Here is a 25,908-nt window from a genome sequence, read left to right on the forward strand (position 1 = left end):
TAATTTGGCAAATGAATTCACTGTCAATGTTCTATTCCTGAGTTTGTACCGAAATTAGGAAAGAATTTGAAGTGCTTTAATTCTGTTTTACAGTTTCCAAAATGCCTTTTCGGGTTTCCATACAGGAACAAAAGTGGATAACTTTTTTCTTTAGGCTCAAAGATTTTCTATCACATGCAACAGCTTGTCTGCCTCTTTTTTCCAGGAAACCTGTTCAGAAGGGTCTTGGATAAAAAAGGTTTTTGACCTCACTTTCTCCAAGTGCCGAAGGGCAAATTCAGGTCTGGAAAAGTCGATGGACATACCTGCTTTGGAGGGACCATACAAGCCTTCCCACAGGGAATTTTCACTGACCAGAAAGGGCTTTCCCATGCCCATCAGTTCATAGATTTTGGTCGGTATTTTTTCCCTGATACTGGGAGTTTGTTGGTAAGGCAAAAGCTGTAAATCGGAGGCAATTATGGCTTGGGTAAGTTCCTCCTGAGGCAAGGGATTTGGAGATAGTTTTAAACAGATCCCTGGAATATTTTTACAGATCTTCTCAAGGTGTTTTCGGTACTTATCCAATGGACAGTGACCCAGGATCAGCAGCTGAAAGTTGGGATGGACACGGCTGATTTCGCTGAACCATTGTATCCCTTCTTCTGTCCCATACACCGGTGTGATGGTACCGGAAATCATAAATTTCAAAGCGGTTTCTTGATCAAATTTGATCGGTGCAACCGGACGGACGGGACCTGCATATTTGTTTTCCAGCACAGTGAAAGGGCGAAACTTAGGCAATTCTATTTCATAGACCCTTTCGGCGAGCAGGAAATGATCTATAAAAGTTCTTCCCAAAGCCTCCATTCCTCTGATGTAGGTAGCCGCAAAAGGAATGAGCAGAGGTGGTAAGGTCTTGTTGTGGGAGAGATTTTTGCTGTAATTTTCCTGAACATCATAAATCAGTCGGCAGCCCAGCAGCCATTTCCCAATCAGGGCTGCAGGAATCAATTCATAAGTGCTGATAATCAAAACCTGTGGTTTGTCGCGAAAAAGGCTGACCAACACCTTAAAAGGAACCAAAAGCCTGCGAAGGTCTTTTCTTTTTTTGCAAAAAATCACAGTAAAATTTATTTTTTCATAATGTGTTTCATTTTTTGTACAAAATCCTATGATGTTAAGGTGGTATTTATTTGTTTCACGCAACGAAAGCGCTATTTTTCTTAAGGCTCGTGGATCATCTACGGGTTTTAAGACAGAAGCTATGGCGATTTTTGATTTTTTCATCTCAAAAAGAAGTCAGGAATGAAGCTAACAAAAAATATGGAATTAAAAACGCTCATCGAAAATGCATGGGATAACCGCGAGCTACTTCAGGAAAAAGAAATAGCCATAGCCATCAAAACAGTCATCAGTGATTTGGATGTGGGGGCACTTCGGGTAGCTGAACCTGGCGAGAATGGAGCTTGGATCGTCAATGACTGGATTAAAAAAGCAGTCATCCTCTATTTTCCCATCCAAAAGATGCGGACCATTGAGGTGGGACCTTTTGAATTCCATGATAAAATTGCGCTAAAATCGAATTATGCCAAACAGGGTGTTAGGGTAGTTCCCCATGCGGTGGCCCGATATGGCGCGTTTCTTGCTCCTGGAGTGGTCATGATGCCCTCTTATGTCAATATTGGCGCCTACGTGGACAGCGGAACCATGGTGGATACATGGGCCACGGTGGGGTCTTGTGCCCAAATCGGGAAGAATGTCCACCTGAGTGGCGGGGTTGGTATAGGAGGCGTTTTGGAACCTGTTCAGGCCGCTCCCGTTATCATAGAAGATGGTGCCTTCATCGGGTCGCGTGCGATCATCGTGGAAGGAGTGAGGATCGGTAAGGAAGCTGTCATAGGCGCAGGGGTTACCCTGACCGCAAGTTCCAAAATCATAGATGTGACCGGACAAAACCCCAAAGAATACAGGGGCTATGTACCTGATCGATCTGTGGTCATTCCAGGTTCCATCACCAAAAAATTTACCGCCGGAGATTTTCAGGTGCCCTGTGCGCTGATTATCGGACAAAGAAAAGCCTCAACGGACCTGAAAACTTCTCTCAATGAGGCATTGAGAGAAAACAATGTGGCAGTATAATAAACCTATTCGATCAAAACAATGAATTACTTTAAACCAACTTTTGTCATTTTGGTGGCAATATTATTGATACAATCCTGTGGAGAAAGCACATCCAACAAAGGAGACAACCTCTATGCAGCTGGAGATTATGAAGGCGCCGTCAAGGCTTACGATGATTTTCTGGTCAACAAACCCGGAAATGTAAAGGCCTTGTACAATAGAGGCAGGGCTTATGAAGAATTGGATGATTTTGAAAATGCCAAAGCCAGTTTTGAGGCAGCTTTGGACAAGGATCCAAAAAATGTACAGGTATTGATGAGTATGTCAAATCTGCTTCAAAAAGAAAAGAATCACTCCGGATCATTGTTGTATGCCGGAAAAGCCACAGATGTGGTTGGCGCTCCGGCGATGGCCTTTTTCCTAAAGGGTAGGGCCCTGCACCGCCTGGGCAATACAGAGGAAGCTTTGAGGGAATACAGCACCGCCATCAAAATGAACAGCGAATTTGGACAGGCCTATTATTATCGAGGCATGTTAAAAATGGCAACGGATAAGAAAAGTTCAGCCTGCGAAGATTTCAAGTTGGCCTCCAATGCCGATTTCGGGCTGGGCCAAGAAGCCTTGGAAAAATTCTGCAATTAATGGATATTGACGGATATAAAGTTTAGATCAAAAAGGGGCATTTAAGCCCCTTTTTAATTTAACGAAAGTGTATAAAAGAGAAGTGACATTAACTAAATGACACAACCTTTTTATGGTTTAGTAACAACCAATATTCACTTAAATCTTAATTCCGTAAAATCAGATAAAAATAATTAGTTGCCAATCTTCTCATGGGTATGGTTGATTTCACCGATATGGTCACATAGCTGATCTGATACCTGGGTCCCATTACCTTTACAAACCATACAGGTGATCAACTCCTGCTTGGTCCCTTCACAGACCGGGCAGATGGTTCGTCCTGTGTTGCTGCATTTGGCGCATTCGTGGTATTCAATGATGTTGAATACATTTCTTCTGGTCACCAAACCTGAACCCATGCAGGTGGTACATCCCACTTCTCCTCTTGACTTACAAAATTGACAGGATTTTTCCGTAATTTTTTCCCCGTGACATTTGGAGCAGGGTTCGTATCGGTATCCTTTTCTATCACAGAGTTGACAGCTTCGAATGGCCAAAAGGGGTTCTGCAAGTTTGTTTTCCAATGCTTTGGCCGCTTCAAAATGGTCTCCTCCGGATCGGTTGATTTCAAGGTATTTTTTCAAAAAATTGGCACTGTTATCATATTGTTCCAGATGGTACAAGGTTTCCGCAAAATAATAGGGCATCTCTTGTGGAATCGTGTAATTTCCTTCTATAATTTGCCTAAAAATCACATTGGCGGACTCATAATTCCCCTTGTCCATCTGCGTTTTGGCATCATTCATCATTCTGTTCACTGTCCCTAGGTTGGGCTTTACCTGGGCATGCACAGAAAAAGTCACCATGATACAAAAGACCAGGACAACATAAATGAACGGTTTCTGACTATTTCTTGGGTTTATACACATAGATTTTTATACATTTTTGAATCACCATCTTCCTTCTTTCTGTACCCTTTTCAATATTTGATCCAAATAATTAGGCCAGGACAAATAAACAAGAAGCGAGATGTATTGATTTTTACAATTTTAATTATTAAAACCTTCCAATCAAAAATGAATTTTGTGGAAGGTCAGTCGGAGCTTGAAAATTTTTAAAATGGTTATCCGCTTCTTTGCCATTAACCCAATATTCTTCTTCAAACGGGTTGGAAGTCGGAAGTCGGAAGTCCCCGCACTGTCGAAAAACTTGACGGATGTCAGATGACGGATGTTAAAATGGTAAGAAGTTGAAGGTTAGAGGTTGTAGGTGGGATGTAAATGGAAAAAATTGTAAGCTTGAAGTTGGAATTAGGGCAGGGATGTGCCGGACATTTTTCAGTTTGATGGCGGGAATTATATTCAATTACCATTTTGCTGGTCTCATTGCGTACATACATGATTTTTATTTTGTCATGTCTAATTTCATTTATTTTCATGCTGAAAAATCTTGGCCATTCGGACTTGCCTTTGTTTTCAACCACAAGGGTCTATGATTTTACCATGCTTACGTCTGATAAATCAAAAAATCCTTGGAATAGAAACAATGCCAAAAATTGTATTTCGAATATTGTTTTCTGGATTTGGATTTATAATCAGATATGCTTTTATTTAAAATCTTGAAAATAGTTTTCTGTTCCGTCGACAAGGAAACTATGAAAAAAACCTAGCTACAACTTATTATTTATGATGCTTTGATAGCTTCATCCAGAGTCAACAATAAATTCATATTCAATATTTAACCTATAATTATTTTATTTTATGGCAAAAACAATCACCATGATCGAAGGAATTGGTCCGGTTTTCAAAGAGAAACTTTCATTGGCAGGTGTGAAATCTGTGAACGGATTATTAACCAAAGGAGCCTCCCGAAAAGGTAGAAAAGAAATTGCTGAAGCAAGTGGTTTGGATGAGGGTAGGATCCTGGATTGGGTCAATATGGCAGACTTATTCAGGATCAAAGGCGTGGCCAGCCAGTTTGCTGAATTGCTCAAAGCAACAGGAGTAGACACTGTGAAAGAATTGAGAACCCGAAATCCGGAAAATCTTCACAAGGCCTTGACAGAAAAAAATGCTGAAAAGAAACTCACTAGAGTGGTACCCAGCTTGTCCATGGTCACTGATTACATTGAGCAAGCCAAAAAACTTGAACCTATGGTCACCCATTGATAGCTATTTCAACTGATAATAAAACCTTAATGCCATTCGTATTAAGGTTTTTTTTATTTTTAGGCAAAATCTTTTGAAAAACCGTAAATGAATAGGCAATGCCCAAAATAGAACCATTCAAGACTTCGCTTGAAAAAGGATATACTTTTAAAGGAGACTCCCTTATCTTGGGTACAGGTATATTGGATCAGCAACCCGTAAAGGGCGCACAGGTAAAAATACCTTTCAAGACCTTGAACAGGCACGGGTTAATTGCTGGAGCTACCGGCACGGGCAAAACCAAGACCCTTCAGGTCATTGCGGAACAGCTTTCGCTCAATGGAATCCCCTCTGTTTTGATGGATCTTAAAGGAGACCTTTCCGGATTGGCCAAAGCAGGGCAACTCAATGACCACATTGCCTGGCGGAGCGATACAGTAGGTGTGTCTTATGAACCAAGCCCACTTCCTGTGGAATTGATGTCCATCAGCCAAGAAAAAGGGGTCAGACTCAAAGCGACAGTTTCTGAGTTTGGACCCATTCTAATTGCCCAGATTCTTGACCTGAATGATTCTCAGCGAGGAATCATTGCTTTGATTTTCCGCTATTGTGATACCCATCATCTTCCTTTGTTGGATCTGCGGGATCTGAAAAGAGTTCTTCAGTTTGTACTCAATGAGGGCAAAGAAGAGATTGCCAAAGAATATGGCACCGTGGCTGCTGTATCGGTCAATACCATCATGAGGAAGATCATTGAATTGGAACAGCAGGGTGCCGAACAGTTTTTTGGGGAAAAATCCTTCGAAGTGGACGATTTCCTTAGGACCAAAGATGGGAAGGGTGTCATTTCCATCATAAGGTTGACCGATATTCAAAACCGGCCCAAGCTGTTTTCCACCTTTATGCTGAGCCTGTTGTCCGAGATCTACGAGACCTTCCCGGAAATCGGAGATGCTGAAAAGCCCAAACTATGCCTTTTTATAGATGAAGCTCACTTGGTGTTTAACCATTCTACCCGCGAACTCATCGGTAAAATTGAAACCATCATAAAATTGATTCGATCCAAAGGGGTCGGCATATTTTTCTGTACCCAAAGTCCCATGGATGTTCCTGATGCTGTGTTGGGTCAGCTTGGTCTTAAAGTTCAGCACGCGCTGAGGGCATTTACTGCCAAGGACCGAAAAGCCATCACCAAGACTGCGGAGAATTACCCCATTTCGGATTTTTACAAAACCGCTGAAGTGCTCACAGCCATGGGAATAGGGGAAGCATTGGTTACAGCATTGAATGAAAAGGGCATTCCTACTCCCTTGGTCCATACCTTGCTGCGTGCCCCCATTACCAGAATGGATATTCTGGAACTTAATGAAATTGATGAACTGACACGAGAATCTGAACTTGTCAAAAAGTACAATGTGGAACTTGACCGACAGAGTGCTTTTGATTTGCTGGAGGAGAAACTTTCCCGGGCGGAGGCAGCCACCGAGAAAGCCAGAAATACGGCCCCAAACAAGCCTGCTAGAGGAAGGCAGCCTAAACCGACCAGTTTCATAGAAGAAATATCCAAAAATACCATGGTAAGGCAAATTGGCAGAACAGTATTCAGGGAGATTACCCGTAATTTTATGGGGGTGATTTCTGGAAAAAAACGCTGAAATTTCATTTTTCCCATTAATATCTCCCCAATAAATGGCTACTTTTGGGCCTATGGTCAAAATTGCGGTAATCGGAGGTGGCGCGGCTGGTTTTTTTGCGGCAATAGAAGCTGCTTCTCATGGTGCGGAAGTACACCTTTTCGAAAAGACCAGTCATGTGCTTTCCAAGGTCAAAATATCAGGGGGAGGACGATGCAATGTAACCCATGCCGCCTTTGAGCCTTCCCACCTCATCAAGAACTATCCAAGAGGAGGCAAATTCCTCAAAAAAGTATTTGAGCAGTTTGCCGTGAGGGAAACCATCGACTGGTTTGAAAAAAGAGGCGTGGACCTTAAAGTTGAAGCGGATGGAAGAATGTTTCCTATCAGTGATGATTCCAATACAATAGTAGAGGCCCTACAAAAGGAGGCTTTGGCAAAAGGGGTAAAAGTGCATTTAAAATCCCCGATAAGTAAAATCGAACCGTTATCTGATAGGTTCCGCTTACATGGTCCAAATCAACCTCTGGAAACGGATAGGGTGATAGTGACTACCGGCGGTCATCCCAAGTTGGAAGGGTTTGGCTGGTTGGCGGCATTGGGTCACTCCATCATTGCTCCAGTTCCTTCTCTTTTTACCTTTAATACACCGCAATCTGCCATCAAATCATTTCCCGGAATCAGTATGCCTGAAGTCATGGTCAAACTGGAGGGCACCAAACTTACCTATAGTGGTCCGCTTTTGATTACCCACTGGGGAATCAGTGGGCCGGCTGTGTTAAAACTATCTGCTTTTGGAGCCAATTGGCTGGCTGAAAAAGCCTACCAAGCCAAGGCCCATATTCGCTGGCATGGCACCAAATCAGAAGAAGATTACCGCAAAGGGATCGGAGCATACAAAACCCTTCATCCCAAAAGGAAGGTGGCCAAATACCCACTTTTTGATCTTCCATCTAGGCTTTGGGAACATTTTCTGATCAATTCTGGCATTTCAGAAGAATTTATTTGGTTAGATTGCTCAAAAAAACAAATCAATAAGTTAGTAGATAATCTTTTTTGTTATATTGTGCCCATAGAAGGAAAGACCACGTATAAGGAGGAATTTGTGACAGCCGGTGGAATTGAGTTATCGGAGGTAGACCCAAGTAATTTAGAGAGCAAAATACTTCCAGGATTGTATTTTGCAGGTGAAGTTTTAAACATAGATGGTATTACAGGAGGATTTAATTTTCAAGCAGCCTGGAGCACCGCACAGATAGCAGGTAAGCATGCCGCTAATCACCATATTGAAGCAGTATGAAAACAATCATTGACTACCTAAAGGTAGACGAGATGGCAGAAGGGGATAATGAGTTTAGAAATGAATTATTGGAGGCCATCTACCATTCCATCGAAGATTTGAGAATTTCTTATCAATTTGCTTTGGCTACCCAGAATCTTGAAGCGATTCAGCAGGCGCGACACAAAGTAAAGCCCAGTCTGTATCTTTTTGGGTTGGACCAATTGGCCGATATTTTACAGAAAGGCAAAGAAATGATGGAGAGTGATGGTTTTTCGGATGAAATTGAACTCCACAGGCTGGAATTCATTGAATGCACAGATGCCCTGCTCTCGGAACTCGCCATGCAGAAGCCATAAAAAAAGCGGACTTACACCTGTAGATCCGCTTTAGTATTTTACCTATGAAGAAAATTTTTACTGGCACAAAGCTGGGCTTTTTTAGGTAGAATCCTGTTAAGGCATTGTGACCATTTTATCAACAAAGGTTCACAGATCCTTTTTCTTGTTTCTAATAGCCCAACAGAAAAATCATGCCCATCATTTCAAGGTCGCTCTACCCAGGCCCCCCAAAGCATTATATCAATGGTCATTTTGAAACCATAATTCCCAGCTTGTTTAGAAAAATTGAAGGGATTCATTATTCCAGGGAAAAAATCGATACTCCTGATGGAGATTTTTTGAATTTAGATTGGTCCAAAGTAGGCAGCCAAAAACTATTGATCATCTCCCATGGTTTGGAGGGGGGTGCAGACCGTCATTATGCCAAAGCCTTGGCCAAACTGTTTAACGCTTCAGGTTGGGATGTTTTGGCATGGAACAACCGTTCCTGCAACGGGGAAATCAATCTTAGGCCCATCCTGTACCACCATGGCGCATCCTACGACCTGCATACTACTGTCAACCATGCATTGGATCAAAACACCTACTGGGAAATTTACCTTACTGGTATCAGCATGGGAGGAGCCCAGACTTTGAAGTATTTGGGAGAATCAGGTAAAGATTTATCTCCTGTGATCAAAGGGGCGGCTGTTTATTCTACCCCATGTAACCTCCTATCCAGCGCGGAAACCCTGAAGAAAAGAAGCAATAGGTTCTACAAAGAAAGGTTTCTTGGCAAACTGAAGAAGAAAATTGTGGCCAAAGCCCATCAGTTTCCTGGCATATTTGACTTGGATTTGCTGGAAAAAACCAATGATTTCGATGTCTTCGATACCCATTTCACCGCCAAGCTGCATGGTTTCAAGGATGCCCGTGATTTTTATCTCAGTGTGAGTGCAGACAACTGGATGAAGGAAATACAGATCCCCACCTTGATCATCAACGCTATAAATGATCCATTACTAGGTCCGGCATGCTATCCTGAGAGACTGGCACTCAACCATCCGCACCTCTATTTGGAAATGCCCCTAAGAGGCGGCCATACTGGTTTCACTTTGAAAGGGCAGGAGTTTAGCTGGGTAGAAAAACGGGTAATCGAATTTCTTTCCCAATTTTAATCTCCCCAGTCTTCGGAGCCTACCCAAAAGAATATTGGACAATGGATACACCGATCAAAGTCGGGCCAATGCCATTTTCGCCACGGTACCTCCAATGGACAAAGAACTCGTTGCGGCAGGTGAAGGGGCATTCAAAACATTGATGGCATGATCTGATTCACGGATGGAAAAATCATCCAAAAGTCCACCGGTTCTGTCGCAGGCCTGGGCCCTGACACCAGCACCTCCATCGACTAAATCAGATTCCTGAATGTCTGGAATCAGTTCCTGCAAAGCCTTTGTAAAGGCTGTTTTGGAAAAGGACCTGTAGAGTTCTCCCATCCCTGTTTTCCAATATTTCGAAGCTACCTTTTGAAATCCCGGCCAAGCCAAGGTTTCCCTTAATTCAGAAAGGTTGATGTCAGATCTCTTGTATCCTTCCCTACGAAAAGCCAATACCGCATTGGGGCCTGCTTCCACGCCCCCTTTCATCATTCTGGTAAAGTGTACCCCCAAAAACGGAAAGTTGGGGTCTGGTACAGGATAGATCAGGTTTTTGACCAAGTACTCCCTTTCGGGTTTGATCTTGTAATATTCGCCTCTGAATGGAATGATTTTCACATCCAAAGGCTTTCCCAAATTCATTTCGCCTACCTTGTCGGCATACAGTCCCGCGCAATTGATGATCAATTTGGTTTGGTAAGAATCACTTGAAGTATCTATATGGCTTAGTTCATCTTTGTATTTGATATTCAGTACGTTATTATTTAAAAAAATTTCACCTCCGATCTCCTGAAACTTCCGACCATAAGCCCCGGCCACTACTTTATAATCCACGATTCCGGTCTGAGGTACGTGAATGGCAGCTACACCGGCACAATAAGGCTCATAGGTTTTCAGTTCATCCAAAGTGATGTGGCGGCTGCCTTTGAGTCCATTTTGGAGTCCTCTTTCCAATAACCCGTTTAAAATGGGGACCTGCTCTTTTCGGGTAGCTACCACCACTTTTCCAGTAAGTTCGAAAGGAATATTTTCTGCCTCACAAAATTGAATCAATTCCTCGTATCCTTTGATACAATTGACCGCTTTAAGGGAGCCGGGTTTGTAATACAAACCCGAGTGGATGACGCCGCTGTTGTTTCCTGTTTGATGCCTGGCGAGTGTTCCTTCTTTTTCTAGGATGGCTACCTTAAGGTTGGGTTTTTGGGACTTGATTTTTAGGCCTGTGGCCAATCCGACAATTCCCCCTCCAATGATGATGATATCGTAGGTCATGTTTAAAAATTATTTGCTTCAAATATACCAAGGATTGTCATTTAAAGGCATTTCCCTGAAGAAATAAGTAGATCCAGGACCGGAATCTTTACAATATTTCTTTCAAACAGCTTAAGGATTACCTTAACTGAATGAAATGGATGATTTAGCTGGGTAAAGGGAGGAACTTCCTCACCGAGTTGTCTTTTGCAATGCCTTAAACCCCAAAAAATTAATATAGGTATTCACTTACAATTTTTATAAACCCAAGATGAATTTGCATATTTGCACCTTAAACAGAAAGCACCTGTTTGTATAGGTGCAAACGATCATTTATTCCTAACATTAAATGTCACGAGAAGAAATTGAAATTACTTTACCGGATGGTTCAGTAAGAAAGTACGAAAAAGGCATTTCCGGGCTACAGATTGCACTTGGTATCAGCGAGGGTTTAGCCAGAAATGTTTTAGCAGCAAAAGTCAACGGAGAAGTATGGGATGCCAACAGACCCATCTACCAAAGTGCCAAAGTCCAGTTGCTCACTTGGAATGATCAGGAGGGCAAATCCACCTTTTGGCATTCATCAGCGCACCTGATGGCGGAAGCCCTTGAGGCCTTGTATCCCGGTGTTAAATTCGGAATTGGTCCTTCTATAGAGGCTGGATTTTATTATGATGTGGATTTTGGAGAAAAAACGCTGGAAGGAGCGGAGCTTGAAAAAATAGAGGCTAAGATCCTGGAGCTTGCCCGTCAAAAAAATGAATATATCCGCAAAGAGGTTTCCAAAACTGAGGCAGAAAAGTATTTCAATCAAAAAGGGGATGAATATAAATTGGACTTGATTGAGGGGTTGGAAGACGGGACCATTACATTTTATGAACAAGGCAATTTTATTGATCTCTGCAAAGGACCCCATATTCCCAATACCGGATTTGTGAAAGCGGTTAAGCTTTTGAATATAGCTGGGGCTTATTGGCGTGGAGACGAAAATAATAAAATGCTCACGCGAATTTACGGTGTAAGTTTTCCCAAGGCCAAGGAGCTTCAGGAATATCTCCACATGTTGGAGGAGGCCAAGAAGCGTGACCACCGAAAGTTGGGCAGAGAGTTGGAGCTCTTCACCTTTTCGGAAAAAGTGGGCATGGGATTGCCGCTTTGGTTACCCAAAGGAACGCTTCTGAGAGAAAGGCTGGTCGGTTTTCTCAAGAAAGCCCAAGACAAATCCGGCTATCAGCAAGTGGCAACCCCTCATATTGGCCACAAGGCCTTATATGAAACTTCGGGTCATTATGAGAAATACGGCAAAGATTCCTTTCAACCGATAACCACTCCCCATCAGGGTGAGGAGTTTCTGTTGAAGCCGATGAATTGTCCCCACCATTGCGAAATCTATAAATACAAACCCAGGTCTTACAAGGACCTACCCGTCCGGTATGCTGAATTCGGTACGGTCTACCGGTATGAGCAAAGTGGAGAACTGCACGGCTTGACCCGAGTCAGGGGCTTTACCCAAGATGATGCGCACATATTCTGCAGACCGGATCAGGTAAAAGAGGAATTTATCAAAGTAATCGACTTGGTGTTGTATGTCTTTAGTGCCTTGGGTTTTGAAGATTACACGGCACAGATTTCCCTTCGGGATCCTGAAAACAAAAGCAAATACATAGGAACGGATGAGGCATGGGATAAGGCAGAAGCCGCTATTGTAGAAGCCGCTTCAGAAAAAGGGCTTGAAACAATCACCGAGTTGGGTGAGGCTGCATTTTATGGACCAAAGCTGGATTTTATGGTCAAAGATGCATTGGGAAGAAAGTGGCAGTTGGGCACCATTCAGGTAGATTACAATCTTCCGGAACGTTTTCAGTTGGAGTATGTGGGGTCTGATAACCAGAAACACAGGCCTGTAATGATCCACCGAGCCCCTTTTGGTTCTTTGGAACGTTTTGTTGCGGTGCTGATAGAGCATTGTGCTGGAAACTTCCCTTTGTGGCTATCACCGGAGCAGATGATCATTTTGCCTATCTCGGAAAAATATGTGTCCTACGCAGAAAAGATCAAAGCGATATTGGAGGAGGTCGATATTATGGGCAGTATAGATAACCGAGATGAGAAAATCGGAAGAAAAATCAGGGATGCCGAAATCAAAAAAATTCCTTTTATGTTGATTGTTGGCGAGAAGGAGGCGGAAGAGGGAAAAGTGTCGATCAGAAAGCATGGGGAAGGGGATTTGGGTAGTTTCACTCCTGAGGGTTTTGCAGATTATTTCCAACAGATCATCAAGGGTGCATTAAAACAGTAGAAATAAAAGCGAAAAAAGTAGGGAGTTTTTAATAATTCAAAATAATTACGATATTTGCAGTCAATTTCATTAAAATAGCCAAATCAATTTTGAGAGGAAAAAAACCGTTTAGACCGAGACAAGAAGAACCATATAAGGTAAATTCAAGAATCAGAGCCAGAGAAGTTAGGGTAGTGGGGGATTTTGTGGAAGGGGGCAACGCGGTCCTTCCAACAGAAGTAGCCATAAAACTGGCCCAGGACAATGATCTTGATCTCGTAGAAATTTCTCCGAATGCAAGTCCACCTGTATGTAAGGTGATTGATTATGCAAAATTCAAATACGAGCAGAAAAAGAAGCAGAAGGAAATCAAAGCCAATGCTGCAAAGACTGTTCTGAAGGAAATAAGATTTGGCCCCAATACCGATGACCATGATTTCAATTTTAAGTTGAAGCATGCCATCAATTTTCTCAAAGAAGGTGCTAAGGTCAAGGCCTATGTACACTTTGTGGGTAGAACCATTGTGTTTAAGGAGAGGGGCGAAATGTTGTTGTTGAAATTTGCGCAGGAATTGGAGGAATACGGTCAGGTGGAACAGCTTCCCAAAATGGAAGGCAAGCGGATGAATATTTTCATCGCGCCAAAAGCAAAAAAATAATTTCAACAAATCAATACAGCTATGCCAAAAGTAAAAACAAAATCAAGTGCAAAAAAGCGGTTCAAATTATCCGGAACCGGTAAAATCAGGAGAAAGCATGCTTACAAAAGCCACATTCTGACCAAAAAATCCACCAAAAGGAAGAGAAATCTAACCAAAATGGGTTTGGTTCATACCTCAGATGAAGGCCGAGTAAAAGACATGTTAAGGATCTAATCCGGAGTTTAAAGTAAATCAATCAGGTTAATTATTCACCAGACGCTTAGGTATTAAAGTCCAAAAGGCACCAAGGGTCAAAAAATCAAAAAATCATGCCAAGATCAGTAAACGCAGTAGCGTCCAGAGCAAGAAGAAAAAAAGTGTTGAAGGCCACCAAAGGTTACTTTGGAAGAGGTAGCAATGTTTGGACAGTAGCCAAAAACAAGTATGAAAAAGGATTACAATACGCATATAGGGACAGAAAAGTTAAGAAGAGAGAGTTCAGGGCTTTGTGGATCCAGCGTATCAATGCCGGTGCCAGAGAACATGGCATTTCTTATTCCCAGTTTATGGGGATGTTGAAAAAGGCAGAAATTGAATTGAACAGAAAGGTTTTGGCTGATTTGGCCATGAATCACCCTGAGGCATTCAAAGCTGTTGTTGAAAAAGTAAAGTAAGCAGGCAAAGGCTTACTTAATTGAAGAACCCCTCATTCGAGGGGTTTTTTTGTTGCAAAGAATTTATTGGGGAGTCGATGTCATTTTATAAATTTTCACTATATTACAAAAGACGATCATTTCCTGATACTACTTCCGAAAACAGACAATTTCAGTAAAACCTATCTGCATTTAAGAAGTAGGGAGGGTAAGTTGTATTCCCTGTGAAGCAAATTGGTTGAGAAAATGAAACCTTCTGATAAAATGTTCAGAAACACCGATGTAAAGTTTATCGGCAGAGAAAGAGTACAAAACGTAAACAGTTACCATAAATAAAAAAAGCTTCTCAAAAGGAGAAGCTTAGGTGTAGCGAGGAGGGGAATTGAACCGCCTCAGGCGGACCGCCTGAGGCGCCTGCCTCCCGACAGGCAGGGATATGAATCCTGCGCTATCGGTACAAAGGGAGGATGGTTTCTCGGATCCATTGTCTGCCCTGCCCGGACTTAAGTTGTTTTTCTCTAATTAAGGCCTGCTTTTTGTCAGCAAAAAACTCATTATGGATACAGAACCAAGGCCTGTATCGGATAGTGAATCCCTTGGTGGCAAATTGGTTGTGAAAATGAAACCTTCTGATAAAATGTTCAGAAACACCGATGTAAAGTTTATCGGAAGAGAAAGAGTACAAAACGTAAACAGTTACCATAAATAAAAAAAGCTTCTCAAAAGGAGAAGCTTAGGTGTAGCGAGGAGGGGAATTGAACCCCTGTCCGCCTGAGGCGGATATGAATCCTGCGCTATCGGTACAAAGGGAGGATGGTTTCTCGGATCCATTGTCTGCCCTGCCCGGACTTAAGTTGTTTTTCTCTAATTAGGGCCTGCTTTTTGTCAGCAAAGAACTCATTATGGATACAGAACCAAGGCCTGTATCGGATAGTGAATCCCTTGGTGGCAAATTGGTTGTGAAAATGAAACCTTCTGATAAAATGTTCAGAAACACCGATGTAAAGTTTATCGGAAGAGAAAGAGTACAAAACGTAAACAGTTACCATAAATAAAAAAAGCTTCTCAAAAGGAGAAGCTTAGGTGTAGCGAGGAGGGGAATTGAACCCCTGTCCGCCTGAGGCGGATATGAATCCTGCGCTATCGGTACAAAGGGAGGATGGTTTCTCGGATCCATTGTCTGCCCTGCCCGGACTTAAGTTGTTTTTCTCTAATTAGGGCCTGCTTTTTGTCAGCAAAGAACTCATTATGGATACAGAACCAAGGCCTGTATCGGATAGTGAATCCCTTGGTGGCAAATTGGTTGTGAAAATGAAACCTTCTGATAAAATGTTCAGAAACACCGATGTAAAGTTTATCGGAAGAGAAAGAGTACAAAACGTAAACAGTTACCATAAATAAAAAAAGCTTCTCAAAAGGAGAAGCTTAGGTGTAGCGAGGAGGGGAATTGAACCCCTGGCCTCAGGGTTATGAATCCTGCGCTCTAACCACCTGAGCTACCTCGCCAAATCGGATTGCAAATATGAGGTTTAATGGATATAAATGCAAGTTCTTAAATTGAAAAAGTTTACTTTTACGAAAATCTAAATAGGAGTGTTATGGTCAAGAATAAATTTGTAGCTGAATATCAGGTCAATACTTCCCGTAAAATCATCTTTCCATATTTGAGTACGGCAAGTGGACTCTCCGAATGGTTTGCAGATGATGTCAACATCAACGAAGACAAGGTATATAACTTTTCCTATGACAATGAAGACCATTATGCCAAGATCACTGCCTTGAGAACCAATTCACACGTAAAATTTGAGTTTTTTGATCCTAATCTTCCAGATGAAAATGACCATTCCTACATTGAATTCAAATTGGAAGAAAATGAACTGACGCAGACCATATTTTTAAAGGTGATTGATTATTCTGATACCTATGATGATGAAGAGCTGGAATCTATTTGGGAAGGTTTGATCCTTAAATTGAAGGAGATTATAGGAGGTTAATTGAGTCTGATTGTCCATTTTTGCAATAACATTATGACCTTTGTTTCGTCTTAAGTAAATATGAGCAGAAAGGTTTCAGTGAATGCATGAAAAAATTAGATAAGTTGATTCTAGGGTCCTTCATAGGACCATTTTTGTTGACCTTTATCGTGGTGGATTTTATTCTGCTGACGGTAAACATGCTCAAGTATTTCGATGAAATTTTCGGCAAGGGCTTGGGTTTCGGGATCTACATGGAGCTTATCGGCTATTTTGTGATCAGCATTTCCCCGATGGCTTTACCCCTAGCTGTCCTCTTGTCTTCTCTGATGACATTTGGGAATTTGGGGGAACATTTTGAGCTTACGGCAATTAAAAGCAGTGGAATTTCATTGATCCGTGCCATGGCACCCATAGGTGTATTTGTAGTAGTGCTCACCTTTTTGGCCTATCTTTCCAACAATTACCTTGTGCCAAAAGTGAATCTGAAAACCTTCAGTCTACTTTATGATATCCGCACCAAGTCACCCGCTTTCGACATCAAAGAAGGTATTTTTTATAACGGCATCCCAAATTACTCTATCAAAGTAAACCGTAAAAAGGATGACATCAGACTTGAAGATGTGATGATTTATGACCACACTTCAGGCCAGGGAAACATCCATGTGATCGTGGCCGACTCAGGAAGGATGGAGCCATTCTTTAATGACCGTTACATGATGATGACCCTTTACAGTGGCTACAGTTACAATGAAGAAAGGGGTCAGAGGGGTATCAGAGAAAAGCCTGTTGATTTCAGAAGAACCCAATTTTCCCAATATGAAATTATCTTCAGCTTGGATGCATTTAACCTGAATAGGACCTCAGAGGATCAGTGGTCAACTAACCGCTCTATAAAGAACATCGCTGAAATCAAAGTTGACCTCGATTCCATGGACAGGGATCTTACAAACCTGGTTTTTTATAACTTCACCAATGCATCAGCGACCTACAATTTCTTTACCGCTGAGCGACAACTTTCTCCTCCGGATTACCTCCAGACCAAAAAAGATTATTATGATTCCATCAAAAATGAAGCGTTGACCAGGCAAAAAGAACAGGAACTCAAAAGAAATTCCGAAGCAGATAGCCTTAAAAACATTGAAGGAAATGAGCTATCCTCTGATTCACTGAGTAAAATCCAACTGGAAAACCCGATCAAATTTGATTCTTTGGTCAACCCATCTCTCAACCCAAGTACTTCAGCTGCTGTGAACACGTCGGATTCAGTTTTAAATGCAAGAATCAGGCGGTCCAGGGCTAGTGCTGCCACTTCAAGCACCCAATCAAGAGTTCAGAACCTGGAACGGCATAACGCAAGGGGAAAAGATACCACAGAGTCCAAACGAAACCTTGTTTTTACAGAAGCCCAAAAAGCCAGGCTGGATTCAATCATTGAAAAGGAGAGGTATAATGCCAGAGGGGCATCCATTGCCATCAATAATGCGAGGACTTTTAAAAATACCTACAGCCTTAAGAAAAATCAACTCGAAGATTTGGAAAGAGAATACCGACGGTTTAAGATCGCCTGGTACCAAAAATATACCCAAGCCTTTGCCTGTATCGTGATGTTTATGATTGGTGCCCCTTTGGGAGCCATTATCAAAAAAGGGGGGTTGGGGATGCCGGTTTTATTTTCCATCATTTTTTTCATCATCTTCTACATGCTGACCATTACAGGAGAAAAATGGGCAAAAGAGGGTATGTCAAGTCCCTTGTTCGGGACCTGGTTTTCCAACCTTGCCCTAATCCCATTCGGTCTTTTCTTTTTGAAACAGGCCAGAAAGGATGCGAGGCTTTTTGAACCCGATCTGTATGTTGAATTGTTTCAGAAAGGCAAAAAAAAGTGGCAAGAACTTCTTTCCAAATACAAAAGATGAAGGCTATATTTTAAAATATTAAATAAAGCACGTATCTTTGTAGCTGTTTTAAAAAATCATTATTAAAAAATCATTTGACTAGGCATGTATTTAACTTCAGAGAAAAAATCAGAGTTGTTTAAAAATCATGGCAGGTTAAAATCTGATACCGATACAGGCTCTCCTGAATCGCAGATCGCTTTATTTACCTTCAGAATCAAGCACCTGACTGATCATTTAAAAACCAACAAAAAAGACCACTCTTCCAGACTGGGTCTTCTTAAATTAGTAGGTAAGCGCAGGAGCCTTTTGAATTATCTGTACGACAGGGACATTGAAAGATACCGAGCCATTATCGCCGAGTTAGGCATTCGAAAATAATAACTACTGTAAGGTTCTCTATTGGGAGAACCTTACTTTTTTCTTTTCCCCCAATAATTAAACCTTACTTTTATACCTATTCTCAAGATTTATTCTTAACAAAATTGTATGTTACCTAATGTTATTTCCAAATCTATTGTCCTAGAAGACGGTAGAGAGATTATTATTGAAACCGGGGCTTTGGCTAAGCAGGCTGATGGCGCGGTGGTTGTAAAAATGGGAAAAGCGATGTTGCTAGCGACCGCTGTATCCCGAAAAGAAGCCAACGATGGGGTTGATTTTCTCCCTATGTCAGTTGATTACCAAGAAAAATTTGCCTCATCCGGCAAGATCCCAGGAGGCTTTTTGAAAAGGGAAGGAAGACTTTCCGATTATGAAATTCTGATCAGCAGAATGGTGGACAGGGCTTTAAGACCCATTTTTCCTGATGACTATCATGCTGAAACCAAAGTGGACATCACCCTGATTTCTGCTGATGATGAGGTACTACCGGATTGTTTGGCCGGTCTTGCTGCTTCTGCTGCCTTAGCAGTATCGGACATTCCTTTTAACGGGCCGATTTCCGAAGTGAGAGTTGCTAAAATTGACGGTAAGCTCCATATCAATCCTAGCCCAGCTCAATTGGAAAAAGCCACGCTTGAACTTATAGTCGCAGGTTCTTTGGAGTTTGTGCTGATGGTAGAGGGAGAAGGCAACGAAGTCTCTGAAGATGAAATGGTGGAAGCCTTACAATTTGCACATGAAGAAATCAAGCGACATTGTCAGGTTCAGTTGGAATTGACCAAAGCAGTGGGCAAGGAAGTAAAAAGAGAATATGCCCATGAAGTTTCGGATGAGCCTCTGTACGAAAAAATGAAAGCAGAGCTCTATGATGCCTGTTACCAGTCAGTCAGCCTACAAATTGCTGACAAAAGCATTCGCTCCGAAAACATCAAGGCCATCAAAGAAGGATTTATTGAAAGTCTTGGCGAAGAGCACGAATTTGAAGCAAGTTTGATTGGGCCTTATTTCCATAAAATTCACAAAGAAGCAGCCAGAAACTTTACCTTGAAGGAAAAGAAAAGGCTTGATGGCAGAAATCCCGATGAAATCAGACCGATTTGGTCGGTGGTGGATTATCTACCTTCTGCACATGGATCTGCAATATTTACCAGAGGTGAAACGCAGTCCTTGACCACTTGTACGCTAGGTACCAAACTAGACGAACAAATGGTAGATGGTGCAGTGATTTCCGGATACAATAAATTCTTTCTTCATTATAATTTCCCAGGATTCTCTACAGGTGAGGTAAAAATCAACCGTGGACCGGGCAGGAGGGAAGTAGGACATGGAAACTTGGCCATGAGGGCATTGAAAAAAGTGCTTCCATCCCCAGATCAGAATCCATATACGATCCGGATCGTCTCCGATATTCTCGAGTCAAATGGTTCTTCATCCATGGCAACAGTATGCGCTGGTTCTCTGGCACTTATGGATGCAGGTATTCCTATCAAAGCACCTGTTACCGGGATTGCTATGGGGATGATATCTGACTCCAAAACAGGAAATTATACCATCTTGTCTGATATCTTGGGTGATGAAGATCACCTGGGTGACATGGACTTTAAAGTGACCGGTACAGCCAAAGGCATTACCGCCTGTCAAATGGACCTGAAGGTGGAAGGTTTGGATTACAGTGTTTTGAAAGAAGCGCTTTATCAAGCAAGAAAAGGTAGATTACATATATTAGATGAGATCAACAAAACCTTGGCCGAACCAAGACCGGAACTAAAACCACATACTCCAAGATCCTCCATGATGTCTATTCCCAAGGAATTGATTGGTGCGGTGATCGGACCAGGTGGTAAGGTGATCCAAGAGATCCAGAAAGATACCGGTGCGACCATCATCATAGAAGAAGTGGACAACATGGGCAAGATCAACATCTTCTCCAACAACCAAACTTCTATGGATGCAGCCATCAGCCGTATCCGTGGCATTGTAGCCATGCCTGAAATAGGAGAAACCTATACCGGTAAAGTGAAAAACATCATGCCTTTCGGAGCCTTCATTGAATTTATGCCAGGTAAAGACGGTTTGTTGCACATTTCCGAAATCAAATGGGAAAGGCTTGAAAACATGGAAGGTGTTCTTGAACCAGGCGAGGAAATTATGGTTAAGCTCATAGATGTTGATAAAAAGACAGGTAAGTTTAAATTATCCAGAAAGGTATTATTGCCTAAACCTGAAAAATCCGATAAAAATTAATTAGATTTAATTTAGTCAATAAATCACATTGAACTTATTTTGAATCGACATCTGTTATAGAAAGGTCTAAACAATAAATGAATTTCCTGAATGAGGCAACTTAAAATTAGCAAACAGATTACCAACAGAGAAAGTCAGTCTCTGGATAAGTACCTTCAAGAAATAGGTAAGGTGGACCTACTCACCGCTGATGAAGAGGTGGTTTTGGCCAAGAGAATCCGTGAAGGAGACCAACTTGCTCTTGAAAAATTAACCAAAGCCAACTTGAGGTTTGTGGTCTCAGTAGCCAAGCAGTATCAGAATCAAGGGCTTTCTCTTGGAGATTTGATCAATGAAGGTAACCTGGGCTTGATAAAGGCCGCACAAAGGTTTGACGAAACCAGGGGATTTAAGTTCATCTCTTATGCTGTTTGGTGGATCAGACAGTCCATTTTACAAGCCCTAGCAGAGCAGTCTAGAATTGTTCGTTTGCCTCTCAATAGAGTAGGTTCACTGAATAAAATCAGCAAAACCTTTTCTGAGTTGGAGCAAAAGTTTGAAAGGGAACCCTCGCCAGAGGAATTGGCAGAAGTGTTGGAAGTGACTGCAGGAGAAGTGGTAGATACCATGAAAATCTCAGGAAGGCATGTTTCCATGGATGCTCCATTTGTTCAGGGAGAAGAAAACAGCCTTTTGGATGTGTTGGAAAATGACGGGGAAGAAAAACCCGACGACGGACTGATGAATGATTCCTTACGAAAAGAGGTTCAACGAGCCCTTTCTACCTTGACCCAAAGAGAAGCGGATGTCATCACCCTTTATTTTGGACTCAATGGTGAACACGCCATGACTTTGGAAGAAATCGGGGAAAAGTTCAACTTGACAAGAGAAAGAGTTAGACAAATTAAAGAAAAGGCCATCAGGAGGTTAAGACATACTTCAAGAAGTAAAACTTTAAAACCTTATCTGGGTTAATAAGTTCAATTTGATAAATCATATAAAGGGGCTCATCGCCCCTTTTTTTGTTTGATCATTGGAGCTGAATATTCTTGGTGTATTTTTTGATCACTAAAAATTATTCCGAATAATCTCCTGTTTGGGAATTTTAACGATTCGAAACTTTGTTTCCAAAATTAAAATAATAAAATTTGCCAACCGAAAAATCACTCCCCATGAACCAAGAAATAGAAGAAGTTAAAGTATTGATCATAGGATCCGGACCGGCAGGATATACCGCTGCCATCTATGCAGCAAGGGCAGGTCTGAAGCCGGTGCTGTATACAGGTGGACAGCCTGGAGGACAATTGACCATTACCAACGACGTTGAAAATTATCCGGGCTATCCTGATGGAGTGATGGGACCTCAGATGATGGATGATTTCAGAAGACAAGCCGAGCGGTTTGAAACAGATGTTCGGTATGGCATGGTCACCTCAGTGGATTTTTCACAAAGGCCTCATAAGATCGTTGTAGATGATCAAAAAGTGATTCTGGCGGATACAGTGATCATTTCCACCGGGGCCTCTGCCAAATGGCTTGGCTTGGAAAGTGAAACCCGACTCAACGGAAAGGGCGTATCTGCCTGTGCTGTTTGTGACGGTTTCTTCTTTAGAGGGCAGGATGTAGCCATAGTTGGTGCAGGAGATACAGCCTGTGAGGAAGCATCTTATTTGTCCAATATTTGTAATAAAGTCTACATGTTGGTAAGGCGTGATGAAATGCGTGCTTCTCAAATCATGCAAAAAAGAGTCATGTTAAATCCTAAAGTTGAAATTCTGTGGAATACAGAAACAGTAGAAATCTTAGGTGAGGATGAGGTAAAAGGAGTGAAAATTAAAAATAACCAAACTGGCGCAATCAGTGATCTTGCAGTTACCGGATTTTTTGTAGCCATAGGCCATGAACCCAACACCAGTATCTTCAAAGATTTTCTTGACATGGACGAGTCAGGTTATATCAAAACCATACCCGGGAGTACGAGAACCAATGTAGAAGGAGTTTTTGCCTGCGGCGATGCACAGGACCATATTTACAGGCAGGCAGTCACTGCTGCGGGGACAGGATGCATGGCGGCGTTGGATGCAGAGCGTTACTTGGCTGAATTGGAATTGGTTTAAAAACGTGGGGATGCCATTTGTCAAAAGCCCCTGGTTATTAAGCTTCATATTCTGGTGCCTCACAGCAACCGCCCTCCAAGCTCAGGTTTTTCCAAAGTTAATTAAGAAACCCAAACCAAAACCCGATTCGGTTGCCCCACTGGATTACAATGTCATCAATCCGTTTGATGTTCAGAAATACCTGATGGATCTGAGAAAAGGGTCCGATTCTCTTTTTTACAAAGATTTTGTCGATCTCAAGCGCAGTCTTACGCCGGTTAGTGAAGACACCTTGTCCATCATTTGGGCGCCTACCAATCAGTTGGTACAGGTATCCGAGCAAATCCAGATAGACAGCATTTGGGTTACTGCCTTTGAATATTTTTCTTCTTGGGACAGCAAAAAAATCAACATCTATGATTTTGATCCCAAAGATTTTAAGGATACTGTCTACATCAAATTATATGATCCTTTTTTTGGCTCCAATTGGCACAAACCTCTGGATGAAACAAAAATCAATTCTGAGTTTGGGTTCAGGAGGTACAGGTGGCACCACGGTACTGACCTCAGTCTCAAGATTGGTGATCCTGTTTACAGTACCTTTGATGGAATTGTTCGTATGCGATCTTATGATAGAAATGGGTATGGCTATTATGTGGTAGTTAGGCATAGAAATGGTCTGGAAACCCTTTATGGACACCTGTCAAAGATTACTGTGGATGTAGGGCAGGAGGTTAAGGCAGGGGATATACTCGGACTTGGAGGCAGTACAGGTCGCAGTACAGGCCCGCACCTCCATTATGAAATCAGGTATCAGGGACTTTCCATCAACCCAACTGAGATCTTCGATTTTAGTATAGGGAGACTCAAAATGGAAATCTACCCAGTTACTGCTAATAGTTTTGAACATGTCATACAAGCTCAACAGGTCGTCTATCACCGTGTCCGAAGTGGTGAGAACCTCAGTACCATAGCAAGGAGATATGGCGTGACAGTAGGCCATGTGACCAGAATGAATGGCATTTCCTCCCGGTCGATCCTTCGGGTGGGGCAAAGATTAAGGATTCGTTAAACTTTTTTACAGTAGGCTGGTGTTAAGGCTTCAATGTTTCAATTTGAAAACCAATTTGTATGAAATTAGATATACTGGTAATTGCTGCACACCCCGATGATGCGGAGCTTTCCTGTTCGGGCACCATAGCCGCGCATGTTGCCAAAGGTTATAAAGTGGGTATCCTTGACTTGACACAGGGGGAAATGGGTACAAGGGGAACTCCGGAAATCAGACTGAAGGAAGCGGAAGAGGCAGGAAAAATTTTAAATATTTCTATGAGAAGGAATGCCGGTTTCAGGGATGTGTTTTTTACCGATGACGAAAACCACCAAATCCAAATCGCGCAAATTATCCGCCAATATCGTCCAGAAATTGTCTTGGCCAATGCGGTTACCGATAGACATCCTGATCATGGAAAAGGGGGAAAGTTGGCTTCTTTGGCTTGTTTTGTCAGCGGTTTGCGAAGGGTGGAAACCTTCCATGATGGAGAATCACAAGCACCTTGGAGACCCAAATACCTGTACCATTTCATTCAGAACAATTATATCAAACCTGATTTTGTGGTAGACATCTCATCCTATTGGGAGCAAAAGCTGGAAAGCATCAAAGCCTTTAAATCCCAGTTTTATGATCCTGAAAACAAAGAACCTGAAAGTTTTATATCCTCCTCCGAATTTATGGATTTTGTGGAAGCCAGGGCAAAAGAATTTGGTCATTCCATCAATGTAAAATATGGAGAAGGCTTCACGGTAGAAAAAATGATAGGAGTGAATGATTTATTTGACCTTGTTTAATCACTGAAAAATTGAAATACACTGGACTTGCCCTCATGGAGCAAGTCTTTTTATTTTCCAATCATCCCGAGTTCCCATACGTTCATAAACGACCCTATCATGCAGCCTGCTGGGTCTTCCCTGCCAAAACTCAAAAAAATGAGGGATGACTCGGTATCCACCCCAATGATCCGGCTTTTGGATAGGCTCCTCCTTGAATTTCAAGGACCATTTTGCTTCCTCTTTTTCAAGAAACTGCCGATTGGGAATTTCTTGGCTTTGGGGTGAAGTCCACGCACCTATCTGACTGGAGAAAGGCCTGGAAAAAAAATATGCTTCGGATGCTTCCTGGCTGATTTTCTCCACTTTTCCATTGATCCTTACTTGCCGCTCCAGTTCTCCCCAGAAAAAATTCAAAGCCGCATGGGGATTGTTGGCCAATTCCTTTCCTTTTTTACTGTTGTAATTGGTAAAAAAAACAAAACCATGATCCACTCCTTTGAGCAGGACAATCCTGGATTCTGGCAAATTCTGTAGATTGACGGTGCTTAAATTCATGGCATTGACTTCTAAAACCTTGGCCTCCATGGCCTGTTCAAACCAAATTTTAAACTGTTGGAGAGGGTCTGGGTCTACTTCCTCTACATTAAGGCTTTTTAAGGAATAATCTTTTCTGATATCAGCTATGTTCATCGGGGATAATTATTTTATAAATAACACTATAAAAATACCAATGTTATGGCATTTATGAAATTTTACTTTATATTGACCGAGAAATTTAAATTTCATTTTTATGGAATATAATTCCAACATTACACCAAAATCGGGTAATCTTTTGATATCAGAACCGTTTTTACAGGATGAAAATTTTGTAAGGTCCGTGATTTTGCTTTGTGAAAACAATGAAAATGGATCTTTTGGTCTGGTGTTAAACAAACTCTCCATACTCAAAATCGGAGATCTGATTGAAGACCTGAATAATTTCGATGATCAGGTGTACGTAGGTGGTCCGGTAGAACAGAACACTTTGCATTTTATTTACCATTCTTCAGAATCTTTACTCAATGGCAGCGTAGAACTTTGTTCGGGAGTTTGGTGGTCCGGGGATTTTGAAGAGCTCGTGGATAAAATTAAGCTGGGTCAGATAGATAAAGCTAACTTTCGATTTTTTATTGGGTACTCAGGTTGGTCAGAGGGTCAGTTGAAAGAAGAACTGATAGAGAAAACCTGGATTGTGTGCGAACAACTCGATTCTGACAATTTATTTAATTCATCCCCTGATGAACTTTGGAGGCTTATTTTGCGGAATATGGGAGGTGATTTCCAGGTTTTGGCAAATTATCCTATTGACCCAAGATTAAATTAATTCAAATTTATTACTTTTGTTCACGTTAGCTATCGGTACTAGTACATTAGGATT

General features: G+C 41.9%; 27 protein-coding genes and 1 tRNA gene. 20 read left to right on the forward strand and 8 right to left on the reverse strand.

The features are described from left to right. Nucleotides 1-156: 156 nt before the first annotated feature. The gene (locus H1A14_RS07200; RefSeq protein WP_194775570.1) at nt 157-1,269 is read right to left on the reverse strand and encodes a glycosyltransferase family protein; all 1,113 of its coding nucleotides are present in this window, start codon (nt 1,267-1,269) and stop codon (nt 157-159) included. A 36-nt stretch (nt 1,270-1,305) separates the two neighbouring features. Here H1A14_RS07200 and H1A14_RS07205 point away from each other — a divergent pair, with 36 nt between their 5' ends. Both H1A14_RS07205 and H1A14_RS07210 read left to right on the forward strand, forming a co-directional pair. Next, a complete protein-coding gene (locus tag H1A14_RS07205; protein ID WP_194775571.1) occupies nt 1,306-2,121 on the forward strand; it encodes a 2,3,4,5-tetrahydropyridine-2,6-dicarboxylate N-succinyltransferase in 816 nt (271 codons plus the stop codon). Between the two features lie 21 nt (nt 2,122-2,142). After that, entirely contained in the window at nt 2,143-2,745 is a 603-nt protein-coding gene (locus tag H1A14_RS07210) for a tetratricopeptide repeat protein (protein WP_194775572.1), read from the forward strand. 173 nt (nt 2,746-2,918) lie between these two features. Here H1A14_RS07210 and H1A14_RS07215 read toward each other — a convergent pair whose 3' ends face one another. Then, nucleotides 2,919-3,590 carry an outer membrane protein assembly factor BamD gene (locus tag H1A14_RS07215; protein WP_194775573.1) on the reverse strand — a complete coding sequence of 224 codons (672 nt, stop codon included), beginning with the start codon at nt 3,588-3,590 and terminating at the stop codon, nt 2,919-2,921. Between the two features lie 894 nt (nt 3,591-4,484). On the opposite strand from H1A14_RS07215, the gene H1A14_RS07220 reads away from it, so the two are divergent. The 5 genes from H1A14_RS07220 (at nt 4,485) to H1A14_RS07240 (ending at nt 9,282) form a co-directional block, all read left to right on the forward strand. Beyond that, nucleotides 4,485-4,892, forward strand: coding sequence for a DUF4332 domain-containing protein (locus tag H1A14_RS07220; RefSeq protein WP_194775574.1), 408 nt, complete (start codon nt 4,485-4,487; stop codon nt 4,890-4,892). 98 nt (nt 4,893-4,990) lie between these two features. After that, the gene (locus tag H1A14_RS07225; RefSeq protein ID WP_194775575.1) at nt 4,991-6,526 is read left to right on the forward strand and encodes a helicase HerA-like domain-containing protein; all 1,536 of its coding nucleotides are present in this window, start codon (nt 4,991-4,993) and stop codon (nt 6,524-6,526) included. Nucleotides 6,527-6,560: 34 nt separating this feature from the next. Then, nucleotides 6,561-7,805 (forward strand): BaiN/RdsA family NAD(P)/FAD-dependent oxidoreductase, encoded by a 1,245-nt coding sequence (locus H1A14_RS07230; RefSeq protein ID WP_228527668.1) that lies wholly within the window; start codon nt 6,561-6,563, stop codon nt 7,803-7,805. Further along, a complete protein-coding gene (locus tag H1A14_RS07235; RefSeq protein ID WP_194775576.1) occupies nt 7,802-8,143 on the forward strand; it encodes a hypothetical protein in 342 nt (113 codons plus the stop codon). Before H1A14_RS07230 ends, H1A14_RS07235 begins: the two co-directional genes overlap by 4 nt. Nucleotides 8,144-8,316: 173 nt before the next feature. Continuing rightward, complete coding sequence (locus H1A14_RS07240) at nt 8,317-9,282, forward strand: YheT family hydrolase (protein ID WP_194775577.1); 966 nt, start codon at nt 8,317-8,319, stop codon at nt 9,280-9,282. Nucleotides 9,283-9,336: 54 nt separating this feature from the next. Here H1A14_RS07240 and lhgO read toward each other — a convergent pair whose 3' ends face one another. After that, a complete protein-coding gene (gene lhgO / locus H1A14_RS07245) occupies nt 9,337-10,536 on the reverse strand; it encodes an L-2-hydroxyglutarate oxidase (RefSeq protein ID WP_194775578.1) in 1,200 nt (399 codons plus the stop codon). Between the two features lie 328 nt (nt 10,537-10,864). Here lhgO and thrS point away from each other — a divergent pair, with 328 nt between their 5' ends. The 4 genes from thrS to rplT all read left to right on the forward strand — a co-directional run bounded on the left by thrS (nt 10,865) and on the right by rplT (nt 14,108). Continuing rightward, nucleotides 10,865-12,814, forward strand: coding sequence for a threonine--tRNA ligase (thrS, locus tag H1A14_RS07250; RefSeq protein ID WP_194775579.1), 1,950 nt, complete (start codon nt 10,865-10,867; stop codon nt 12,812-12,814). Nucleotides 12,815-12,903: 89 nt separating this feature from the next. After that, complete coding sequence (infC, locus tag H1A14_RS07255) at nt 12,904-13,452, forward strand: translation initiation factor IF-3 (protein ID WP_194775580.1); 549 nt, start codon at nt 12,904-12,906, stop codon at nt 13,450-13,452. 21 nt (nt 13,453-13,473) lie between these two features. Further along, nucleotides 13,474-13,668, forward strand: coding sequence for a 50S ribosomal protein L35 (rpmI, locus tag H1A14_RS07260; RefSeq protein WP_194775581.1), 195 nt, complete (start codon nt 13,474-13,476; stop codon nt 13,666-13,668). 95 nt (nt 13,669-13,763) lie between these two features. Beyond that, nucleotides 13,764-14,108, forward strand: coding sequence for a 50S ribosomal protein L20 (gene rplT, locus H1A14_RS07265; RefSeq protein WP_194775582.1), 345 nt, complete (start codon nt 13,764-13,766; stop codon nt 14,106-14,108). A 427-nt stretch (nt 14,109-14,535) separates the two neighbouring features. Here rplT and H1A14_RS07270 read toward each other — a convergent pair whose 3' ends face one another. From H1A14_RS07270 to H1A14_RS07285, 4 genes are all read right to left on the reverse strand, one after another. Next, nucleotides 14,536-14,790 (reverse strand): GIY-YIG nuclease family protein, encoded by a 255-nt coding sequence (locus H1A14_RS07270; protein WP_194775583.1) that lies wholly within the window; start codon nt 14,788-14,790, stop codon nt 14,536-14,538. 91 nt (nt 14,791-14,881) lie between these two features. After that, a complete protein-coding gene (locus H1A14_RS07275; RefSeq protein WP_194775583.1) occupies nt 14,882-15,136 on the reverse strand; it encodes a GIY-YIG nuclease family protein in 255 nt (84 codons plus the stop codon). A gap of 91 nt (nt 15,137-15,227) precedes the next feature. Then, nucleotides 15,228-15,482 carry a GIY-YIG nuclease family protein gene (locus H1A14_RS07280; RefSeq protein ID WP_194775583.1) on the reverse strand — a complete coding sequence of 85 codons (255 nt, stop codon included), beginning with the start codon at nt 15,480-15,482 and terminating at the stop codon, nt 15,228-15,230. Between the two features lie 37 nt (nt 15,483-15,519). Continuing rightward, nucleotides 15,520-15,593, reverse strand: a tRNA-Met gene (locus H1A14_RS07285). Nucleotides 15,594-15,685: 92 nt separating this feature from the next. On the opposite strand from H1A14_RS07285, the gene H1A14_RS07290 reads away from it, so the two are divergent. From H1A14_RS07290 to bshB1, 8 genes are all read left to right on the forward strand, one after another. Further along, the gene (locus H1A14_RS07290) at nt 15,686-16,081 is read left to right on the forward strand and encodes an START-like domain-containing protein (protein ID WP_194775584.1); all 396 of its coding nucleotides are present in this window, start codon (nt 15,686-15,688) and stop codon (nt 16,079-16,081) included. Nucleotides 16,082-16,167: 86 nt separating this feature from the next. Further along, nucleotides 16,168-17,979, forward strand: a complete 1,812-nt coding sequence (locus H1A14_RS07295) for an LptF/LptG family permease (RefSeq protein WP_194775585.1) — start codon at nt 16,168-16,170, stop codon at nt 17,977-17,979. Between the two features lie 84 nt (nt 17,980-18,063). Beyond that, the gene (rpsO, locus tag H1A14_RS07300; RefSeq protein WP_194775586.1) at nt 18,064-18,339 is read left to right on the forward strand and encodes a 30S ribosomal protein S15; all 276 of its coding nucleotides are present in this window, start codon (nt 18,064-18,066) and stop codon (nt 18,337-18,339) included. 108 nt (nt 18,340-18,447) lie between these two features. Beyond that, nucleotides 18,448-20,586, forward strand: coding sequence for a polyribonucleotide nucleotidyltransferase (pnp, locus tag H1A14_RS07305; protein WP_194775587.1), 2,139 nt, complete (start codon nt 18,448-18,450; stop codon nt 20,584-20,586). A 90-nt stretch (nt 20,587-20,676) separates the two neighbouring features. Then, nucleotides 20,677-21,540: a sigma-70 family RNA polymerase sigma factor gene (locus H1A14_RS07310; RefSeq protein ID WP_194775588.1), complete on the forward strand. Its 864-nt coding sequence runs from the start codon at nt 20,677-20,679 to the stop codon at nt 21,538-21,540. Nucleotides 21,541-21,737: 197 nt separating this feature from the next. After that, entirely contained in the window at nt 21,738-22,682 is a 945-nt protein-coding gene (gene trxB / locus H1A14_RS07315) for a thioredoxin-disulfide reductase (protein ID WP_194775589.1), read from the forward strand. A gap of 10 nt (nt 22,683-22,692) precedes the next feature. Further along, nucleotides 22,693-23,733: a peptidoglycan DD-metalloendopeptidase family protein gene (locus H1A14_RS07320; protein ID WP_194775590.1), complete on the forward strand. Its 1,041-nt coding sequence runs from the start codon at nt 22,693-22,695 to the stop codon at nt 23,731-23,733. A 59-nt stretch (nt 23,734-23,792) separates the two neighbouring features. Beyond that, on the forward strand, nt 23,793-24,509 hold the full coding sequence (gene bshB1 / locus H1A14_RS07325; RefSeq protein WP_194775591.1) for a bacillithiol biosynthesis deacetylase BshB1: 717 nt from the start codon (nt 23,793-23,795) through the stop codon (nt 24,507-24,509). A gap of 33 nt (nt 24,510-24,542) precedes the next feature. Here bshB1 and pdxH read toward each other — a convergent pair whose 3' ends face one another. Continuing rightward, entirely contained in the window at nt 24,543-25,181 is a 639-nt protein-coding gene (pdxH, locus tag H1A14_RS07330; protein WP_194775592.1) for a pyridoxamine 5'-phosphate oxidase, read from the reverse strand. 100 nt (nt 25,182-25,281) lie between these two features. Between pdxH and H1A14_RS07335 the strand changes: the two genes are divergently transcribed. After that, nucleotides 25,282-25,854 (forward strand): YqgE/AlgH family protein, encoded by a 573-nt coding sequence (locus H1A14_RS07335; RefSeq protein WP_194775593.1) that lies wholly within the window; start codon nt 25,282-25,284, stop codon nt 25,852-25,854. The last annotated feature ends 54 nt before the right edge of the window (nt 25,855-25,908 follow it).

Origin of the sequence: Pararhodonellum marinum (genome assembly GCF_015354735.1) — a bacterium.
Taxonomy (GTDB): Bacteria; Bacteroidota; Bacteroidia; order Cytophagales; family Cyclobacteriaceae; genus Pararhodonellum; species Pararhodonellum marinum.

What these genes read in the sequence shown, in the direction of transcription:
- rpsO (WP_194775586.1), top strand. Translation starts at nt 18,064, where the DNA reads ATGTATTTAACTTCAGAGAAAAAATCAGAGTTGTTTAAAAATCATGGC.
- rpmI (WP_194775581.1), top strand. Translation starts at nt 13,474, where the DNA reads ATGCCAAAAGTAAAAACAAAATCAAGTGCAAAAAAGCGGTTCAAATTA.
- H1A14_RS07220 (WP_194775574.1), top strand. Translation starts at nt 4,485, where the DNA reads ATGGCAAAAACAATCACCATGATCGAAGGAATTGGTCCGGTTTTCAAA.
- H1A14_RS07230 (WP_228527668.1), top strand. Translation starts at nt 6,561, where the DNA reads ATGGCTACTTTTGGGCCTATGGTCAAAATTGCGGTAATCGGAGGTGGC.
- trxB (WP_194775589.1), top strand. Translation starts at nt 21,738, where the DNA reads ATGAACCAAGAAATAGAAGAAGTTAAAGTATTGATCATAGGATCCGGA.
- pdxH (WP_194775592.1), bottom strand. Translation starts at nt 25,181, where the DNA reads ATGAACATAGCTGATATCAGAAAAGATTATTCCTTAAAAAGCCTTAAT.
- H1A14_RS07240 (WP_194775577.1), top strand. Translation starts at nt 8,317, where the DNA reads ATGCCCATCATTTCAAGGTCGCTCTACCCAGGCCCCCCAAAGCATTAT.
- H1A14_RS07200 (WP_194775570.1), bottom strand. Translation starts at nt 1,269, where the DNA reads ATGAAAAAATCAAAAATCGCCATAGCTTCTGTCTTAAAACCCGTAGAT.
- H1A14_RS07275 (WP_194775583.1), bottom strand. Translation starts at nt 15,136, where the DNA reads ATGGTAACTGTTTACGTTTTGTACTCTTTCTCTTCCGATAAACTTTAC.
- H1A14_RS07295 (WP_194775585.1), top strand. Translation starts at nt 16,168, where the DNA reads ATGAAAAAATTAGATAAGTTGATTCTAGGGTCCTTCATAGGACCATTT.
- H1A14_RS07310 (WP_194775588.1), top strand. Translation starts at nt 20,677, where the DNA reads ATGAGGCAACTTAAAATTAGCAAACAGATTACCAACAGAGAAAGTCAG.
- H1A14_RS07210 (WP_194775572.1), top strand. Translation starts at nt 2,143, where the DNA reads ATGAATTACTTTAAACCAACTTTTGTCATTTTGGTGGCAATATTATTG.
- bshB1 (WP_194775591.1), top strand. Translation starts at nt 23,793, where the DNA reads ATGAAATTAGATATACTGGTAATTGCTGCACACCCCGATGATGCGGAG.
- H1A14_RS07235 (WP_194775576.1), top strand. Translation starts at nt 7,802, where the DNA reads ATGAAAACAATCATTGACTACCTAAAGGTAGACGAGATGGCAGAAGGG.
- pnp (WP_194775587.1), top strand. Translation starts at nt 18,448, where the DNA reads ATGTTACCTAATGTTATTTCCAAATCTATTGTCCTAGAAGACGGTAGA.
- rplT (WP_194775582.1), top strand. Translation starts at nt 13,764, where the DNA reads ATGCCAAGATCAGTAAACGCAGTAGCGTCCAGAGCAAGAAGAAAAAAA.
- H1A14_RS07335 (WP_194775593.1), top strand. Translation starts at nt 25,282, where the DNA reads ATGGAATATAATTCCAACATTACACCAAAATCGGGTAATCTTTTGATA.
- H1A14_RS07205 (WP_194775571.1), top strand. Translation starts at nt 1,306, where the DNA reads ATGGAATTAAAAACGCTCATCGAAAATGCATGGGATAACCGCGAGCTA.
- H1A14_RS07270 (WP_194775583.1), bottom strand. Translation starts at nt 14,790, where the DNA reads ATGGTAACTGTTTACGTTTTGTACTCTTTCTCTTCCGATAAACTTTAC.
- thrS (WP_194775579.1), top strand. Translation starts at nt 10,865, where the DNA reads ATGTCACGAGAAGAAATTGAAATTACTTTACCGGATGGTTCAGTAAGA.
- lhgO (WP_194775578.1), bottom strand. Translation starts at nt 10,536, where the DNA reads ATGACCTACGATATCATCATCATTGGAGGGGGAATTGTCGGATTGGCC.
- H1A14_RS07280 (WP_194775583.1), bottom strand. Translation starts at nt 15,482, where the DNA reads ATGGTAACTGTTTACGTTTTGTACTCTTTCTCTTCCGATAAACTTTAC.
- H1A14_RS07290 (WP_194775584.1), top strand. Translation starts at nt 15,686, where the DNA reads ATGGTCAAGAATAAATTTGTAGCTGAATATCAGGTCAATACTTCCCGT.
- H1A14_RS07320 (WP_194775590.1), top strand. Translation starts at nt 22,693, where the DNA reads ATGCCATTTGTCAAAAGCCCCTGGTTATTAAGCTTCATATTCTGGTGC.
- H1A14_RS07225 (WP_194775575.1), top strand. Translation starts at nt 4,991, where the DNA reads ATGCCCAAAATAGAACCATTCAAGACTTCGCTTGAAAAAGGATATACT.
- H1A14_RS07215 (WP_194775573.1), bottom strand. Translation starts at nt 3,590, where the DNA reads ATGGTGACTTTTTCTGTGCATGCCCAGGTAAAGCCCAACCTAGGGACA.